Below are 17725 nucleotides of genomic sequence, written 5' to 3' on the forward strand. Positions count from 1 at the left end.
GATTTCGGCGTAGAGGGTGTCGTCGTCGCGCCAGGCGGCGGTGAGGCCCTGGAAGACCGGGCCGTAGGTGTAGTCACGCTCGGCGAGACGGTCGTAGAGACCCGTGAGGTCCACGCGATCGCCGGGGGGCGGCCAGGCGATCTGCTCGGCGGGCGCGGGCGCGGGCGCGGGCGCGGGTGCGGGGGCGGGGGCGAGTGCACCGGCGGCGTGCCGGATCCACGGTTGTTCGTCGGCAGCATCGGCCGGGCGGGAGTGCACGGTGAACGGGCGGCGGCCTGCCTCGTCGACGGAATCGACTACCAACTGCAGGTCCACGGACCCCTGCTCGGGCAGTACGAGCGGGGTCTGGAGAGTGAGGTCCTCCACCGTGCCTGTTTCTGTGTGGCTTGCGGCGTGGAGTGCGAGGTCGATGAAGGCGGTGGCGGGGAGGAGGGTGGTGCCGGCGATGGTGTGGTCGGCGAGCCAGGGGTGGGTGCGTAGCGAGATCCGGCCGGTGAAGACGAGTTGGTCGGTGTCGGCGAGGGTGATGAGGGCGCCGAGGAGTGGGTGGCCGGGGGAGACGAGCCCGGCCGAGGCGACGTCGGAGGCTGCTGTGCTGGTGCGTTCGACCCAGAAGTGCTCACGCTGGAAGGGGTAGGTCGGCAGGTCGTCTGGGTGGGCGGGGGTGCGGTCCGGGTTCCAGGTGGTGGGGGTGTGGCCGCTGGTGTGCAGCCGTGCCAGCCCCCCGGCGAATGACTCTGTTTCTGGGGTGTTCTTGCGCAGGGTGGGGGTGAGGGTGGCGGGGGTGGTGAGGGTTTGCTGGGCGAGGGCGGTGAGGGTGCCGTCGGGTCCGAGTTCGAGGTAGCGGGTGACGCCGGAGGTTTCCAGATGCTGGATGCCGGGGTGGAAGCGGACGGCCTGGCGGATGTGGCGTACCCAGTAGTCGGGGGTGGCGAGGTCGTCTGCGGTGGCGGGCAGGCCGGTGACGTTCGAGATGACCGGGATGGCCGGGGGGTTGAAGGTCAGGCCGGAGACGGCTGTGCGGAACTCTTCGAGCACGTCGTCCATGTGGGGGGAGTGGAAGGCGTGACTGACCGCGAGGCGCTTGGTGCGACGGCCCAGTTCGCTCCAGTGTGCGGCGGCCTCGGCGATGGCATTGCCGTCGCCGGAGACGACCGTTGACCGGGGGCCGTTGACCGCGGCTATCGCAAGTCGGCCCTCGAAGTCGGCCAGGAAGTCCTGGACCTCGTCTTCGGCGGCTTCGACGGAAAGCATGGCGCCGTCGTTGCGGGCGGACTGCATGAGGCGGCCGCGGGCTGCGACCAGAGTCACGGCGTCGTCCAGCGAGAAGACACCCGCGACATGAGCGGCGGCGATCTCACCGATCGAGTGCCCGATCAGGAAGTCCGGCGTGAGACCACGGCGCTCGACGACCCGGTAAAGGGCCGTCTGAAGAGCGAACAAGGCCGCCTGGGTGTACTGGGTCTGGTTCAGCAGATCCGCGTCCTCGCCCCACATCACCTCGCGCAGCGGCCGGTCGAGGTGGGAGTCGAAGAGCGAGCTGATCTCGTTGAGCGTCTCCGCGAACAGCGGCTCGGACGTGAACAGTTCGCGTCCCATGCCCAGGCGCTGGCTGCCCTGTCCGGTGAAGAGGAACGCGGTCTTGCCGGTGGTCGCGGTGCCGGTCACGAGGCCCGGTGCGTCGGTCCCTGAGGCGAGAGCCTTCAGTCCGCCCAGCAGGGTGCCGCGGTCGGCCGCGGTGATGACGGCGCGGTGGTCGAAGCGAGCACGGGTGGCCAGTACGTCGGCGACCTGCGCCGGTTCGGTGTCGGGGCGCTCAGTGACGTACGCGGCAAGCTGGCGTCCCTGATCGCGCAGCGCGTCCTCGGTCTTCGCCGACAGCAGCCAGGGCAGCAGCCCCGCCGACTCCCGTACCGGCTCAGCCACTTCAGGTGCCTGCTCGATGATGACGTGCGCATTCGTGCCGCTGATCCCGAACGACGAGATGCCCGCCCGCCGCGGCCGGTCCCCGTCCGACTCCCACGGCTGCGCCTCCTCGAGCAGGCGCATCGCGCCGCTCTCCCAGTCGACGTGGTCCGACGGCGCGTCGACGTGCAGGGTCCGCGGCAACACCCCATGGCGCATGGCCAGCGCCATCTTGATGACACCGGCGACACCCGCGGCGGCCTGTGTGTGGCCGATGTTGGACTTGATCGACCCGAGCCACAGGGGCTGTTCGGCGTTCCGCCCCTGCCCGTATGTGTTGAGCAGGGCCTGCGCCTCGATCGGGTCGCCCAGCGTCGTGCCCGTGCCGTGCGCCTCCACCGCGTCCACCTGCTCGGCGGTCAGTCGCGCGTTGGCCAGAGCCTGCCGGATGACGGCCTCCTGCGCGGGGCCGTTGGGCGCGGTCAGGCCGTTGCTGGCGCCGTCCTGGTTCGCTGCCGTACCGCGGATGACCGCCACCACCGAGTGGCCGTTGCGCCGGGCGTCGGACAGCCGCTCCAGTACGAGAAGGGCGGCCCCCTCGCTGAAGCCGGTGCCGTCGGCCCCGGAGGCGAAGGCCTTGCAGCGGCCGTCGGGCGCGAGCCCCCGCTGCCGGCTGAACTCGGTGAAGAGCACGGGCGACGACATGACTGTCGCGCCACCCGCAAGCGCGAGCGAGCACTCGCCCTGCCGCAGTGACTGGACGGCGAGATGCAGGGCCACCAGTGAGGCCGAGCATGCGGTGTCCACCGTGATGGCCGGACCCTCGAAACCCAGCGTGTAGGCGATACGGCCGGAGGCGACACTTGTGGTGTTGGTGACGAGGTAGCCCTCCAGCTCGGGCCGTACCTCCTCCGGCCGCGCATAGTCCTGTGCGATGGCGCCGACGAACACACCGGTGTCGCTGCCGCGCAGTGTGTCCGGGCTGATTGCGGAGCGCTCCAGAGCCTCCCAGGCGGTCTCCAGGAGTACTCGTTGCTGCGGCTCCATGGCCTCGGCCTCGCGCGGGCTGATGCCGAAGAACTCGGCGTCGAACTGGTCCGCGTCGTGCAGGAAGCCGCCCTTGGCGACATAGGTGGTGGCCGGGGCGTCGGCGTCCAGGTCCGGCACGTGGAGCGTCTCGAGGTCCCAGCCCCGGCCCTGGGGGAAGTCCGAGATGGCGTCGCCCCCCGTGGCGAGCAGCTGCCAAAGATCCTCGGGGCTCTGCACATCGGCGGGGAAGCGGCAGCCGATGCCGACGATCGCGATGGGCTCGTGTGCCGCGGCCTCGGCGTCGGTCAGCCTCTGCCGGGTCTGCTGCAGGTCGGTCGTGACCCGCTTGAGGTAGTCCCGGAGTTTTGCTTCGTTCGCCTCGTTCGCCATGAACCCATCCCTCGTACGTGCCAGACGGTCGTGGGCAACGTCGCCGAAGCGGCTTACGGGCTGCTTAGCGTGACCTAAAGCCGAACCGGCGGCCGCCGAGATCCGCCACAGGCCCTAAGAAGGCCTTTAGGAGGGCGGCTGAAAGTGGCGGTATGGAAGCCTCGGAAATCCACATCCTGTCGGTCGGCACGGCACTTCCCGGTGATCCGCTGGACAATGCCGGGCTGGCCCGGCACTTCGGCATGGACGCGATCTGGGAGCAGTGGGTCGACGCGTTCGTCGGCACCCGGGCCAGGCATCTGTCGGTGGACCTGAGCACACGGCAACTCCGGTCCTCCCTCGCCGACTTGAGCACTCGCGCCGCTGCGCGGGCCATGGATGCCGCGGGTGTGGGTCCGGGCGACATCGATGTCGTCGTGCTCGGCACGGCCACCCCGGACCAGTTGATGCCGGCCACGGTGAATGTCGTCGCGGACCGGCTCGGCATCGACGGGGTGCCGACCTACCAGCTCCAGTCCGGCTGCGCGGGCGCCTTCCAGGCCCTCGACGTCGGCCGTCAGATGCTGCGGGCGGGCGGCCTTCGCACCGCGCTGGTGATCGGCGGGGAGCTCTGCTCGCGCCACTACGACCCGGGCGTGGACCTGGCGAAGCTGGACTCCGCCGAGCTGGTGAACTTCGTGCTGTTCGGCGACGGCGCGGGTGCCGCGGTGCTCAGCGCCGAGCCGGCGTCCGGCACGCCCGTGATCCGCCGGGTGCTCAACCGGCTCACCGGTCTGAACCGTGAGCCCGGCCAGGTCGTGGAGTGGACGGGCGCGCTCGACCGGGACAACGCCGACCGGGCGCACATCAAGGAGGACTACAAGGCGATCGAGGAGTCCGTACCCGCGATGTCCCGGGAGATCGCGGCGGAGCTGCTGGCGGACCTGGGCTGGGCGTCCACGGACGTGGACTACCTGCTGCCGCCCCAGCTCTCCGGACGCATGACGCAGCGGATCGTCGAGGGCCTCGACATGCCGGTGGCCGAGGAGATAACCCGGGTCGACACCATCGCCAACACGGGCAATGCGATGCCTTTCTTCCAACTGGAGCAGACCCTGCCGCAGTTGGTGGAGGGTGACCGGGTGCTCGGCATCTCCGTCGAGTCCAGCAAGTGGCTCAAGGCCGGCTTCGCGCTGGAAATGGCCTGACGCGCTGCCGTACCGCCTGCCTGTACGAGATGTATCGCCCGCCTGTACGAGAAAAGCGCCCGCACTCTGCGGGCGCTTCCTCATCTCCTCGGCGTGTCTTCTCAGCGGGGATCGCCGAACCAGTTCTTGAGCGCCCCTTCCAGCTCCCCATCCCCGCCGGCCCACACGACATGTCCGTCCGGGCGCAGCAGTGCGGGGCCCGCTTCCCCGGCAGCCGAAGCGGACTCCGTCTCCACCCGGTCCGCCCAGCCGGCCGCCGTGCCCGCGAGGTCGAGGGACGTGTCGTCCGGGACGAGCAGGAGGCCCTTGCCGCCGCGCAGCAGAGGTGCGGCCCCGGCTATCCGGCCTCCCAGCGCGGAGTCCGGTCCCGCGGCCTGGCCCTCCCCGACGGGGTAGCGGAGGTCGACGCCGGTCACCAGCTCCACCAAGTACCGGTTGACGTCCTCGAATTGGGCGAGGCTCGCCAGCAGGGAACGTACTCCTGCGGTACGGGACGGCGGGTGCATCAGCGCCAGCTGGGCGTCCAGGGCCAGACGGGCTCGCTCTCCCTCCGGGTGCCGCTCGGAGTGATACGTGTCGAGCAGCCCCGGCGGCGCCCACCCCTGGAGGTCGGCGGCCAGCTTCCAGCCGAGGTTCACCGCGTCCTGGAGGCACGTGCTCAGCCGCAGCCCGCCGAGCGGGAAGAAGGAGTGCGCGGCGTCGCCGGCGAGGAAGACCCGGCCCTCGCGGTAGCGCTCCGCGTTTCCGCTGACGCTGGTGAACCGCTCGGCCCACAGCAGCCGCCGGGCCGGCAGCTCCCGGCCGGTCAGTGCGTGCACGTCGGCCTGTAGTTGCTCCAGCGCCACCGGCTCGCCGCCTGTGGAGACCTCCGCGAAGGACGTGGTGATCACCCGCAGGACGTCAGGGCCGGCCGGGGCACCCGAGTACACGCCTCCGGAGCCGACGTAGTGGGCGCCCAGGTGGTTGACCGCAAGGGTGGAGAAGTCGGCCTCGACGTCCCCCACGGTGCCCGAGACGGTCCAGCCGCTGCCCGGGAAGCCGATACCGACCAGCTCCCGGACGGTGCTGCGGGTGCCGTCGGCTGCGACGACGTACGACCCGCGCAGGTGGTGTTCGCCCTCCGCGGTGCGCAGCCGCATGCTCACCGAGTCGGCGGACTGGCGCAGATCTGTCAGTTCCTGCCCGCGGCGGATGTCCACGCCCAGTTCCCTGGCGCGCCGTTCCAGCACCGCCTCCAGACGGGGCTGCGGGACCAGCAGGCCGCGGGCCGGCTGCGGTCCGGGCAGCAGTTCGGGGCGCAGCCAGAGCAGGGAGAAGTGGGCGCCGGGCAGCGGCAGCCCCGACTCGCGGAGCTCGTCCGCCAGCCCTCGCTGGTCGAGGAGTTCGATGACGGCCGCGTTGACCGCCTGACCTGGGGAGTGGCTGTCGGGAGCCGCACGCCGGTCGATGACGACGACGGGTATGCCGGCGAGGCCGAGTTCGCAGGCGAGCATCAGGCCGGTGGGGCCGGAACCCACCACAATGACGGGATCGGTCACTGGGGTTCATCCTTCCCGGAGCAACGGGATCACAGGGGCGAAGTCATGCAGATGTGCGGCGAGGATCATGAAGGAGGTCACTCCGTACCGGTCGTGGATCCCGCGGATCTGATCGGCGATCTCCTGATGGGTGCCGATCAGCAGGGTCGGCAGCTCCAGCAGCTGTGCGGCGGACAGATGGGGCGCGATGGGGCGAAGGGCCTGGGCCGCGGCGCGTCGGTCGTCGGTGATCACGACTTTCTTCACACCGGTGTTGAGCTCGGGGGCGCGGCCGTGCTCCGCCGCGCGCACCCGCACGGTCTCCACCTGCCGGGCGAACTCGTCGGGTGAGACCAGCGTGAATCCACCGCCCTCAGGCAGGTGGGCCCCGACGAAACAGACCGTGTCGGCGCGCAGGGCCGCGAGTTCCAGTTCGGCCGGCTCATTGGCGCCGATCATCAGCCTCGGCCGTGGCCGCTGCACAGGCCGCGGAGTGTGTTCCGGGTCGGTCAGCAGCCGGTCCAGAACGTCCACCGTGGCGGCGAGGCGGGCCACTTTGTCCTTGGGCGTGAGGCCGGCGGTCGCCGTCGTGCCGGTCTGTCCGGCGTGCAGCCCCACATCGAGCCGGCCGCCGGTCAGCCGGTCGGTGCCGGCGATCTCCCGGGCGAGCACCTCCGGGTCCCACAGCGAGGTGTTGGTGAGATAGGTGGCGACCCTCGGCCGGCTGGTGGCCGCCGCGGCGGCCACCAGCGAGGGGAACGGCGCCGTGATGCCCAGATGGTCGGTGGTCGCGATCGTGTCGTAGCCCAGCCGCTCGGCCTCGCGGCTCACCGCCGGCCAGTCCGCGTCGTGGGCGATGACACTGACGCCGACGCGGAACCAGGAGCCCGGCACGCCGCTCACCCGCTGCTCTCGCGTACGGCAGCGCGCCGTGCGAAGGCCTCGGCCGCGCGCTGGCGGGTGCGCAGCACGGAGAGGGCTGCGCCCAGCGCCGCGCGCTGCGGCGCGTATCCGCCCAGCATCTCCAGTGCGGACCGCAGGCTCCACAGGCGGGACTCGGCCACGTGCGACGGCGAGCCGTGCACATCGTCGTGCACCAACATCCTCAGCTCGCGTACCTGTTGCTCCAGCAGCAGCCGGTCGCCGGGCGGGATGATCTCGTCCCGGCCGCTGGCCGTGTACGCCACCGGCACTTCCAGGGACGCCAGTTCCTGCGGCGTCAGAGCCCAGTCGGTCATGTGCTGCAGTACGGTTGCCGGCTCTTCGCCGGTGAGATGGGCGAGGGTGTCGACCGTGACGCGAGGGATGTTCTGGCGCCAGACGGTGTCGGTGAAGAACTCCCGTATCGGAGCCCCGGCGGTGATCACCCCGCGCAGCCGCTTGTCGTGCAGTGCGGCACGCAGCGCCAGATGCCCGCTGAAGCTCATCATCAGCGCGTACGTCCGGGAGACATCGGCGCGGTCGCCGAGGGCGTCGAGGAGATCCGGAACCATTCGGTGGCTGTCCGCCGTGTAGCGCTGCGCGTTCTCGCCGACCCCGGGCATCTCGGTCGCCACGATGGCCACGCCCAGCCGGGAGGCCCGGGCGAGGATGGGCCCGAACTGCTCCTTGACACTGACGATCCCGCCGCTGAGCAGCAGTACGGGCCGCAGCTCGCCGCCCTTGGCGTCAAGGCCCGCCGCCCAGCAGCGGACCCGGCCGGCCGGCAGATCGAGATCGAGCCGGCGGATGCCGGAACTCTGCCCGGACCGCCACCGGTTGAAGGAGGCGACGTTACGCTCCTGGGCCTGCGCGCGAGCGGGGCCGTCCACGAACGGGAAGCGGGCGATGTTGAAGTGGCGTCCCGCCTCCAGCTCCCGGCCCCGGCGCTCCAGTTCGACACCGGCCTCCGTCCACTCCCGTGCCCAGGAGCCGGGTTCGCCGTCCTGGTCGTGCCGGATGCGCCTCAGCACCTGCCGCAGCCGCTCCCGCGGGATGCCGAGAATGCGGCCGTGCACTTCGACGAACTGCTTCAGCTCCGCGATGTCGTTCACCGCAGGCCCTCCTCGCCCGAGTAACCCTCCAGCAGTTCCTTGACCTCGGTGAGGATGTCGGCGGCCTCCGCGCCGTCGATGACCCGGTGGTCGAAGGTGAGGTTCAGCCGCATCACCGGCGCGCTGGTCACTTCGCCGTCCCGTACCACCGGCCGGTCCGTGATCCGCCCCACGCCGAAGGTGACTGTGGTGCCGCCCACCGAGTGGAAGCCGTCCACGGCCCGGTGCCCGAGAGAGGTGACCGAGAAGGTGCCGAAGAACCGGGGATGCTGGAGCAACGGACGTACGGCCCGGCGGTAGAGGACGCGGGCCACCGGAGCGGGCAGCCGGTGCAGCATCAGCATCGAGGCGAACTGAGGCATCGTCTCCGGATCGCCGTCGCGGTAGCGCTCCACCTCGTGCTGGATGCCTTTCAGATCCGCCCGGTCCAGATCCGGAAGTACCGCGGAGACCACCACCCGCCGGCCGCCGATCTGCTTGTCCAGGGCGATCTTCCCGGAGACCTCACCGAAGCGGGCCACCTTCGGGCGCCGCCGGCCGCGGATCGCGGCGTTGGCCTCCGGGTGGGCGGCCAGCACCCTGGCAGCGGAGTGGAGTACATAGGTCACGACGGACAGCCGGCTGTCGCCGCGGTGCGCCTCACGGTGGGCGAGCACCCCGGACATGTCCACCTCGGTGTCCAGATGTACCGGGGCGAAGGGACGAATCTCGTCGAGGAAGAAGAGCGTGTGACGCCGTTCCCGGGCGATGGCTGCGATCTGCATCCCGTCAATCTCCTGACGGCGGCTTAAGCACCTCCTAGCGCGCGCTAAAGACACACCCCGAACGGCACACCCGCTAGACGTCCTTTAGAACCGCGCTAGACGGCGGTTCCAGGCTTGCCGGCGTCCAGCACGTCGCCGCTCGCAGGAGATATCGCATGTCACATCCCAGCGCAGTGGGCCTCACCAACGGCACTGAGCCGCTGCCCGACTTCCCCCAGCTGCGGCAGTGCCCCTACCAGCCCCCGCCCGGCTATCGCGAACTGCGCGAGAACCAGGGGCCGGTGGTACGGGCCCGGCTCTACGACGGACGCCCCACCTGGGTGGTGCTCGGGCACGCCCAGGCCCGCGAACTGCTCATCGACCCACGGCTGTCCTCCGACTGGAGCCGGCCCGACTTCCCCTCGCCCAGCCCGCGCCGCAAAGCCATCCAGAAGGCGACCATCCTCGTCGGGATGGACCCGCCCGAGCACTCCGCGTACCGGCGCCGGCTGATCTCCGCCTTCTCGGTGCGGCGGACACGCGAGCTGAGTGTGTCGATCCAGCGGCGCGCCGACGAACTCGTCGAGGCCATGCTGGAGAAGGGACCGCCCGCGGACATCCTCGGCGGGCTCGCCCTGCCGCTGTCCTCGCACACCATCTGCCGCATTCTCGGCGTGCCCTACGAGGACCACGACTACTTCGAGGAGCAGTCGGCCCTGCTGGTGTCCCCGCAGGTGACCGAGGACGATGCCACGCAGGCTCTGATGAACCTGCGTACGTATCTGACGACCTTGGTGGACCGCAAGGAGAAGGAGGCCGAGCCCGGTGACGGGCTGCTCGACACCCTGGTGTCCGAGGATCTGGCCGACGGTTCGCTCTCCCGCGACGATGTGATCCGGCTGGGGATCATTCTGCTGATGGCCGGTCACGAGACCACCGCCAGCATGATCACGCTGAGTACCTTCACCCTGCTCCAGAACCCGGCGCAGCTGGCCGTGTTCCGTGCCGACCCGGGCAAGGCCGCCCTCGCCGTGGAGGAACTCCTGCGGTACCTGTCCATCGGCGACGTGGCCATGCGGATCGCCGCCGCCGACATCACCGTTGGCGATGTCACCATCCGCGAGGGCGACAGCGTGATGCTCTCCACCTCGGAGATCAACCGCGACCCGGCGGCGTTCGAGGACGCCGATGTGCTGGATCTCGAGCGTGGCGCCCGCCACCACCTCGGCTTCGGCTACGGCGTGCACCAGTGCATCGGCCAGAACCTGGCCCGCGCCGAGATGGAGAGCGCGCTCACCACCCTCTTCACCCGCATCCCCGGCCTGCGCCTCGCCGTGCCCGCCGAGCAGGTGGAGATCAAGCCCGCGCAGAGTGGAGTGCAGGGCATCTACGAACTCCCCGTGGCCTGGTGAGTGCCGTGCGGATCGTCGCCGACACCGGCCGCTGCATCGGCGCCGGACAGTGTGTGCTCACCGCCGCCGACCTCTTCGACCAGGACGAGAACGGCATCGTGGAGCTGCTCACCGACGGAGTCGTCTCCGGCGACGACGTGGCGCGGGTGCGCGAGGCCGAGCATCTGTGCCCGGCCGCCGCACTCACGGTGGCACCGGACACGGACGGCACTACCGGCCCACCGGGGCAGCAGGGCGCATGAGGTATCCCACCGGAGTCCGGCGCGCCGTGGCGCTGGCGCTGGCGCTGGGGTGCGTCGCGACCGGATGCGGCTCCGGCGCCGCCGGTGGCGGACGCGACGGCCGGATCACCTACGCCGTCGACAGCCAACCGGACTGCATGGACCCGCAGATCAGCCCGTACGACATCACAGCCGCCCTCAGCCGGAACGTCTTCGACTCACTGGTGACGATGGATGCCAGGGGACAGATCGGTCCCTGGCTGGCGACATCGTGGACGATCTCCGGGGACGGACGCACCTACACCTTCCGGCTGCGCGAGGGCGTCCGCTTCCACGACGGCACGCCCTTCACCGCCACGGCGGTGAAGGCCACCCTCGACCACACCGTCGCGCCGGAGACCAAGTCGCAGTACGCCGCCGGGCTCATCTCCATGTACGAGAGCGCGACCGTCGTCGACGACCACACGGTGAAGGTGCGGCTCTCCCGCCCGTACACGCCCCTGCTCCAGGTCCTTTCCACCGCCACGTTCGGCATCCAGTCGCCGGCCGCCCTGCGCACAAACCGGGGAAAGACCTGCCTCCACCCCGTCGGCAGCGGACCGTTCGTCTTCGCCGGATGGGCCCGCAACCGGCGGATCGACCTGGACCGCAATCCGGACTACGCCTGGGCCCCCAAGGGCGCCGGGCACCGCGGCCCCGCCCATGTCGCGGGACTCACCGTCGAGTTCATCCCCGAGTCGGCCTCCCGCTTCGGCGCGCTCAGCTCCGGGCAGATCGACATCGCCGCCGCCGTGCCGCCCAGCCACATCAGCCGGCTGCGGCAGGCCGACGGCTTCCGGTTCCTGCGGGCGCCGCAGCCCGGCGCCCCGTACACCCTGCTGCTCAATCCGTACCGCGCACCCCTCGACGACCGGCGGGTGCGCCAGGCCCTCCAGCACGCCGTCCGACTGGACGACCTGGTGAAGGCCCTGTACTCGGGTCAGTACGACCGGGCCTGGAGCGTGCTGACGCCCGCCACCGCCGCATACGACGCGAAGGCCGAGGGGTCATGGCCGTACGACGCCGAGACGGCGGCCCGTCTGCTCGACAGCGCCGGCTGGACCGGACGTGACGAGGCCGGTTACCGCACCAAGGACGGCAAGCGCCTCACCCTGCACTGGCCGTACATGAACGGCCTGATGCGCGACCAGCGCGCGCTGGTCGGGCAGGGCATCCAGGCGGAGGCCAAGCGGGCAGGCATCGAGATCCGCTTCACCGCCCTGGAGCCGGGCGCCTATCTGGAGAAGGCCATCGGCCGCGACGCCGACATCCTCGCCTTCAGCTGGAACCGTGCCGAACCGGACATCATGCGCAGCTATTTCGCCTCCGACCAGACCGCGAAGCAGGGCGGTTCCAACGCCTTCGGTGTCAAGAACGCCCAGCTGGACGGCTGGCTGCACGAAGCCTCCGCCACCCGCGACCGCGAGAGGCGCGACGCGCTGTACGCGAAGGCCCAGGCGCTGGTGAACAGTGAGGCCCTCGCCCTTCCCGTGTACGCCCCCGCCACGCTGCTCGGCGCCGCCGAGCGGGTGCGCGGTGTGACCTTCGACGTCCAGGCGTACCCGCGCTTCTACGACGCCCGGCTGGAGGAGTGATGGGCACCCCGCTGCGCTGGCTCGCGCGCCGCCTGCTGCTTGCCCTGATGGTCGTCTTCGGCGCGGCCAACGCCGTGTTCTTCGCCTTCCGTCTGCTGCCCGGCGACCCGGTGCGCAGCGTGCTCGGCTCCACCAATCCCACGCCGGAGCTGGTCGAGCAGGTCCGGCACGAACTGGCCTTCGACCAGCCGCTCGCCGTGCAGTACGGGAGGTTCATGGGGCGGCTGTTCACCGGTGACCTCGGCGACTCCTACCAACTGCAACAGCCCGTGGGCGAGGTGATCAGCAGTCAGCTGTGGCCGACCGTTCAACTCGCCGCCGCTTCCTTCGTCCTGGCGCTGCTGACCGCGATGACGGTGGCGGTGCTGACCGCGAACAGGCCGCGGGCCCGGCGGGTCTCGTCCACCCTGGAGCTGGTGGCCGCCTCCACGCCCGCCTTCTGGATCGGGATGCTGCTGCTGGCGCTGCTGTCCTTCAGGCTCAAGTGGTTTCCCGCGATGGGCGGCAGCGGGGCGGCCGGTCTGGTGCTGCCCGCCATCACGCTCGCGGCCGGGATGGCCGGTGTCTTCACGCAGGTGCTGCGGGAGGAGATGGAGCGTGCGCTGGAGCAGCCGTTCGTGCTCACCGCGCGGGCTCGCGGCAGCGGTGAAACCGCCATACGCCTGCGGCACGCACTGCGGCACGGACTGATCCCGCTGGTGACGCTGGCCGGCTGGGCGGTGGGCGCTCTGTTCGGCGGGGCGGTGGTGGTGGAGAGCGTCTTCAGCCGCCAGGGCCTGGGCCAGGTCACCGCAGGCGCGGTGGCGGGCCGGGACCTTCCGGTGGTGACCGGGGTGGTTCTGGTGTCCGCCGTGGCCTTCGCTCTCATCAATCTCGCGGTGGACGTGCTGTACCGGCTGATCGACCCGCGGATCGACGAGAGGAGCATCGGGTGACGGCCTCCGAGGTCTCCACATCCAACGGCACTTCCACATCCAACGGCACCCCCGTGTCGACTGGCACTCCCACGTCCACTGGCACCCCCGCGCCCGCCGGCCCGACCGAGGCCCTGACGGCCGCGCGGGTCCGTTCCTTACGCACCCCGCGCCGGTTCCGCCCCGGTATGGCGCTCGCCTGGGCCGTCCTCGTGCTGGCCGTGCTGGCAGCCGCCGCGCCCGGGCTGCTGGCCGGTCAGGAGCCGGACGCCATCGACCCCGTCAATGCCCTGGCCGGGCCCGGCGCCGAGCACTGGCTGGGCACCGACCGGCTGGGGCGCGACGTGCTGAGCCGCATGGTGCACGGGGCCCGTACGTCTTTGCTGATCGGCTTCGGTGCGACCGCGTTCGCCGTGGTCGCCGGGGCGCTCCTCGGCGTGCTCGCCGCCGCCGCGGGCCGGGCCGTCGACCAGCTTCTGATGCGGGCCACCGATGTGCTGCTGGCCTTCCCCGGACTGATGCTCTCGCTAGTGGTGGTGGCCGTGCTCGGTCCGGGCAGCGGCAATGCGACGCTGGCCATCGGCGCTTCGCTGCTGCCCGGATTTCTCCGGCTCGCGCGCGGCCAGGCCCTGGCCATCCGCGACAGCGACTATGTGCGCGCGGCCGTGGTGATCGGGCGCGGCCGGCGCAGCATCTTCCTGCGCCACCTGCTGCCCAACGCCCTTCCGCCGCTGCTGGTGCTGGCCACCGTCAACATCGGCAGCGCCGTCATCGCAGGCTCCACGCTCAGCTTCCTCGGACTGGGGCCGCAGCCGCCGTCACCGGAGTGGGGCGCCATGCTCTCCGAGGGGCGTGACCACCTGGACACCGCATGGGCCGCCGCCGTCTTTCCCGGCCTGGCCATCACGGCCACGGTCGTCGCGGTGACGGTCGTGGGCCGGGACCTCCAGCGGCGCCTGGACGGAAGGGACGGCCATGGCCGGTCATGACACTGGCGCCGCCGAGGCGCTCATCACCGTCGAGGACCTGCGGATCGCCTTCGGTCACGGCCGGCGGCGAACGGAGGTCGTGCACGGCGTCGATCTCACCGTGCGGGCCGGCGAGTGCCTCGCGATCGTCGGCGAGTCCGGTTCGGGCAAGACCGTCACCGGCCGGACCCTGGCCGGCCTGACCGGGCCGGGTGCCACGGTGACCGCGCGCAGACTCGAGTTCGACGGCCAAGACCTGACCGCGCTGAGCGAGCGCGAGTGGCGCCGGGTCCGCGGCGCGGAGCTGGGCCTGGTGCTCCAGGACGCGCTGGTCTCCCTCGACCCGCTGCGCAGGGTCGGCGAAGAAATTGCCGAGTCGCTCGCCAACCACGGCATCGGCACACGACGCGACCGGCCGGGCCGGGCTGTGGAGTTGCTGCGCGAGGTCGCGGTGCCCGAACCCGAGTGGCGCGCCCGGCAGTTTCCGCACCAGCTCTCGGGAGGTCAGCGGCAGCGGGCCCTGATCGCCTCCGCCATCGCCGCGCAGCCGCGGGTGCTGATCGCCGACGAGCCCACCACCGCTCTGGACATGACCGTGCAGGCGCAGATCCTCGAACTCCTCGCGGCCCGCAAGGATTCCGGCACCGCGCTGCTGCTGATCAGCCACGATCTGTCGGTCGTGGCCCGGCTTGCCGACCGGATCGCCGTGATGCACGGCGGGCGCCTCGTGGAGACCGGCTCCGCGGAGCAGGTGCTGGGCGCTCCGACGCATCCGTACACCCGCAGGCTGCTGGACGCCGTGCCCGCGGCCCGGCCCGGCCGGCGGGCGGATGCCACGACCGCCGCGGACGACACCGTGGTGCTGCGGGCCGAGGGACTGACGAAGACCTACCCGGGTCCGGGGGGCACCGCCACCGACGCGCTGCGCGATGTGTCCTGCACCCTGCACGCGGGGGAGACGCTGGGCATCCTCGGCGAATCCGGCTCCGGCAAGTCCACGCTCGCCCAGGTCGTACTGGGGCTGCTGGAACCGGACTCGGGCTCGGTGACCCTGCTGGGCCGCCCCTGGTCCGGCCGTAGCGAGTCGGCCCGCGCGCCGCTGCGGGGCCGGATCCAGCTGGTGCAGCAGGATCCGCTGTCCTCCTTCGACCCGCGGTGGACCGTGGAGCGGATCGTGGCCGAGGCTCTCGGTGGCGGTGGCCGTCGCGCAGCGCGCCGGCACCGTTCCCGTACCGCTGAACTGCTGGGTCTGGTCGGCCTGGAGGAGGAGCTGCTGGACCGCAGACCCCGCCAGTTGTCCGGCGGTCAGCGGCAGCGGGTGGCGATCGCGCGGGCCCTGGCGCCCGATCCGGACGTCATCGTCTGCGACGAGCCGGTTTCCGCCCTGGACGTATCGGTGCAGGCACAGGTGCTGGACGTCTTCGCGCAGGTGCAGGAACGGCTGGGCGTGGCCCTGCTGTTCATCTCGCACGATCTCGGGGTGGTACGCCACGTCAGCGACCGGGTCGCGGTGATGCGGGCGGGCCGCATCGTCGAGAGCGGCCCTGTGGAGCGGGTCTTCACCCGGCCCGAAGACCCCTGGACCAGGCAGCTACTGGACGCGCTTTTGTGGTCGGGCGATGCGAGTCGTCGGCCGGCCGATTCCTCAACCGCCCTGGCCGGGCCTTCCGTGCCCGGCCGTGTCTCCTGATGGTGAGTCGCCCTATGAACGAGAAAGCTGGCTTTGCCCTGTCCGTCCTGGACACCGTGCCGGTGTGGAACGGAGTCCCCGCTTCACGTTCTCTGCATGAACTCCTGGAGCTGGCACCCGAGGTGGAGGGTCTCGGTTACCGCCGCTACTGGCTCGCCGAGCACCACAACATGCCTGCCTTCGGCACGTCCACCCCCCCGGTGCTGATCGGTCAGCTCGCCGCCGTCACCTCCACGCTGCGGATCGGATCGGGCGGAGTGATGCTGCCGAACCACGTTCCGCTGGTGGTGGCCGAGCAGTTCGCCACCCTCGACGTCTTCCACCCCGGCCGGATCGACCTCGGTATCGGCCGCGCCCCGGGCGGCGAGCCGGCCACCGCGCGAGCGCTGCGCCGCACCGGCGACCCGGCCCACGAGGGAAGCTTCGGAGAGCAGCTGGAAGAGCTGATCGGCTATCTGACTCCGACGGAGTCTGGTGACCGCCCGGCGGTGGCCGTTTCGCCGCCCCCCGAGCGTCGTGTGCCGGTCTGGCTGCTGGGTACCAGTGCCTCCAGCGCCTCGCTCGCGGCCCGGCTCGGGCTGCCGTACGCCTTCGCGCACCATCTCAACCCTGCGGGCACGGATGCCGCGCTGGCGCGGTACCGGGAGGAGTTCCAGCCCTCGGAGCACCTGGCGCACCCCTACGTCGCCGTTTCGTCCCAGGTGGTCGCGGCGGACACCGACGAGGAGGCCGACTGGCTGGCGGGACCGATCAGGATCGCCCATGTGGAGGGGCGGATCAATCCGCTGACCCTCTTCCGTACGCCCGGCCAGGCGGCCCAGTACGAACTCACCGATTCTCAGCGGAGCTACCTGGACGGACACTTCGCGACGCAGATCGTGGGCGGTCCCCAAGAGGTGCGTCGCCGCCTGGCCGAGTTCCGGTCCCGTACCGGCGCGGATGAACTCCTGGCGGCGACGCCCGTGTTCGGACTCGAAGCCCGGGTGCGTTCGTTCGAGCTGCTTGCCGAGGCCGTGGATCAGCCGCTTGTGACGGCGTCCTCCGGTGCCCTCAGTCCGGCCAGTTCGGCGAGCAACTCGTAGGAGCGCACGCGCTCTTCATGGTCCTGCACCACGCTGAGCACCATCAACTCGTTGACGCCGGAGGCCTTGGTGAGCTCCGTGATCCGCTGTCGCACGGTCTCAGGACCGCCGAAGATCTGCAGATCGTACATCTGGTCCACCACGGCCCGCTCCTCCGGTGCGAAGTGGAAGCGGGCGGCCTCCTCGGCGGGCGGGAAGTACGGATTCTGGCCGCGCAGGGACTGGGCGGTGATCATACGCAGCGGAGCGCTGAGCAGTTCGCCCCGCGCGTCGTCCTCGGCCACCGCGCCGAAGACGGCCACCATCGAGTACGGCTCGCTCAGATACTGCGAAGGGCGGAACTCCGAGCGGTAGGCGTCCAGCGCGGCCATGGTCCCGTGCGGTGAGAAGTGGTGGGCATAGGCGAAGGGCAGCCCGAGCGCGGCGGCCAGCTGCGCGCTGTAGCCGCTGGAGCCGAGCAGCCAGACCGGCACGGTCTGCTCCCCGGCCGGGACCGCGGAGACCAGGCCTGGCTCCCCGGCCGGCACGCCCCGCCCGGCGCCCGGCGGTGGTGCGAAGTACTGCAGCAACTCCGCTACCTGGGCCGGGAAGTCGCTGCCGCCGAGCGGTCCGGTCTGGCGGCGCAGCGCCCTGGCGGTGAGGGCGTCGGTGCCGGGCGCCCGGCCGAGGCCGAGGTCGACGCGTCCGGGGTGCAGCGCGGCCAGGGTGCCGAACTGCTCGGCGACCACGAGAGGCGGGTGGTTGGGCAGCATGACGCCGCCGGCGCCGACACGCAGATGCTTCGTGACGCCGGCGATCTGTCCGGCGAGGATCGCGGGTGAAGAGGTCGACAGCGACGGCATGTTGTGGTGCTCGGCCAGCCAGAAGCGGTGGTAGCCGAGCCGGTCCACGGCGCGAGCCAGGCGAATGGTGTTGCGCAGTGATGCCGTCGCTGTCGACCCCTGCCACACAGGTGCGGTGTCCAGGGCCGACAGTTTGATTCCCAATGCTGTGGTCATGC

General features: G+C 71.1%; 13 protein-coding genes and 1 pseudogene. 8 read left to right on the forward strand and 6 right to left on the reverse strand.

The annotated features are described in order from the left end of the window. Nucleotides 1-3324, reverse strand: a pseudogene (locus QFZ67_RS25620) (type I polyketide synthase); the annotation flags it as partial. A 152-nt stretch (nucleotides 3325-3476) separates the two neighbouring features. On the opposite strand from QFZ67_RS25620, the gene QFZ67_RS25625 reads away from it, so the two are divergent. Next, nucleotides 3477-4511, forward strand: a complete 1035-nt coding sequence (locus tag QFZ67_RS25625) for a 3-oxoacyl-ACP synthase III family protein (RefSeq protein ID WP_307663419.1) — start codon at nucleotides 3477-3479, stop codon at nucleotides 4509-4511. 101 nt (nucleotides 4512-4612) lie between these two features. Here QFZ67_RS25625 and QFZ67_RS25630 read toward each other — a convergent pair whose 3' ends face one another. The 4 genes from QFZ67_RS25630 to QFZ67_RS25645 are packed head-to-tail and all read right to left on the reverse strand — an operon-like array spanning nucleotide 4613 to nucleotide 8825. Further along, on the reverse strand, nucleotides 4613-6049 hold the full coding sequence (locus QFZ67_RS25630) for an FAD-dependent monooxygenase (RefSeq protein ID WP_307663420.1): 1437 nt from the start codon (nucleotides 6047-6049) through the stop codon (nucleotides 4613-4615). Nucleotides 6050-6055: 6 nt separating this feature from the next. Further along, nucleotides 6056-6931, reverse strand: a complete 876-nt coding sequence (locus tag QFZ67_RS25635; protein ID WP_307663421.1) for a TIGR03621 family F420-dependent LLM class oxidoreductase — start codon at nucleotides 6929-6931, stop codon at nucleotides 6056-6058. Beyond that, the gene (locus QFZ67_RS25640) at nucleotides 6928-8061 is read right to left on the reverse strand and encodes an alpha/beta hydrolase (protein WP_307663422.1); all 1134 of its coding nucleotides are present in this window, start codon (nucleotides 8059-8061) and stop codon (nucleotides 6928-6930) included. The genes QFZ67_RS25635 and QFZ67_RS25640 overlap by 4 nt, the downstream gene beginning before the upstream one ends. Continuing rightward, nucleotides 8058-8825: a 2-oxo acid dehydrogenase subunit E2 gene (locus QFZ67_RS25645; protein ID WP_307663423.1), complete on the reverse strand. Its 768-nt coding sequence runs from the start codon at nucleotides 8823-8825 to the stop codon at nucleotides 8058-8060. The genes QFZ67_RS25640 and QFZ67_RS25645 overlap by 4 nt, the downstream gene beginning before the upstream one ends. Nucleotides 8826-8980: 155 nt before the next feature. Here QFZ67_RS25645 and QFZ67_RS25650 point away from each other — a divergent pair, with 155 nt between their 5' ends. The 7 genes from QFZ67_RS25650 to QFZ67_RS25680 are packed head-to-tail and all read left to right on the forward strand — an operon-like array spanning nucleotide 8981 to nucleotide 16725. After that, the gene (locus tag QFZ67_RS25650) at nucleotides 8981-10216 is read left to right on the forward strand and encodes a cytochrome P450 (RefSeq protein ID WP_307663424.1); all 1236 of its coding nucleotides are present in this window, start codon (nucleotides 8981-8983) and stop codon (nucleotides 10214-10216) included. Next, entirely contained in the window at nucleotides 10213-10458 is a 246-nt protein-coding gene (locus QFZ67_RS25655; protein ID WP_307663425.1) for a ferredoxin, read from the forward strand. Before QFZ67_RS25650 ends, QFZ67_RS25655 begins: the two co-directional genes overlap by 4 nt. After that, on the forward strand, nucleotides 10455-12071 hold the full coding sequence (locus QFZ67_RS25660; RefSeq protein ID WP_307663426.1) for an ABC transporter substrate-binding protein: 1617 nt from the start codon (nucleotides 10455-10457) through the stop codon (nucleotides 12069-12071). Before QFZ67_RS25655 ends, QFZ67_RS25660 begins: the two co-directional genes overlap by 4 nt. Then, nucleotides 12071-13006 (forward strand): ABC transporter permease, encoded by a 936-nt coding sequence (locus QFZ67_RS25665; protein ID WP_307663427.1) that lies wholly within the window; start codon nucleotides 12071-12073, stop codon nucleotides 13004-13006. The genes QFZ67_RS25660 and QFZ67_RS25665 overlap by 1 nt, the downstream gene beginning before the upstream one ends. Continuing rightward, complete coding sequence (locus tag QFZ67_RS25670; RefSeq protein WP_307663428.1) at nucleotides 13003-13974, forward strand: ABC transporter permease; 972 nt, start codon at nucleotides 13003-13005, stop codon at nucleotides 13972-13974. Before QFZ67_RS25665 ends, QFZ67_RS25670 begins: the two co-directional genes overlap by 4 nt. Beyond that, on the forward strand, nucleotides 13961-15643 hold the full coding sequence (locus QFZ67_RS25675) for an ABC transporter ATP-binding protein (protein ID WP_307663429.1): 1683 nt from the start codon (nucleotides 13961-13963) through the stop codon (nucleotides 15641-15643). The genes QFZ67_RS25670 and QFZ67_RS25675 overlap by 14 nt, the downstream gene beginning before the upstream one ends. A 14-nt stretch (nucleotides 15644-15657) precedes the next feature. Then, on the forward strand, nucleotides 15658-16725 hold the full coding sequence (locus QFZ67_RS25680; protein WP_307663430.1) for an LLM class flavin-dependent oxidoreductase: 1068 nt from the start codon (nucleotides 15658-15660) through the stop codon (nucleotides 16723-16725). On the opposite strand, the gene QFZ67_RS25685 is transcribed toward QFZ67_RS25680, so the two are convergent. Continuing rightward, the gene (locus QFZ67_RS25685) at nucleotides 16662-17723 is read right to left on the reverse strand and encodes an LLM class flavin-dependent oxidoreductase (protein ID WP_307663431.1); all 1062 of its coding nucleotides are present in this window, start codon (nucleotides 17721-17723) and stop codon (nucleotides 16662-16664) included. The genes QFZ67_RS25680 and QFZ67_RS25685 overlap by 64 nt on opposite strands. Nucleotides 17724-17725 lie beyond the last annotated feature (2 nt).

The sequence above is a fragment of the Streptomyces sp. V1I1 genome (assembly GCF_030817355.1).
Classification (GTDB): domain Bacteria; phylum Actinomycetota; class Actinomycetes; order Streptomycetales; family Streptomycetaceae; genus Streptomyces.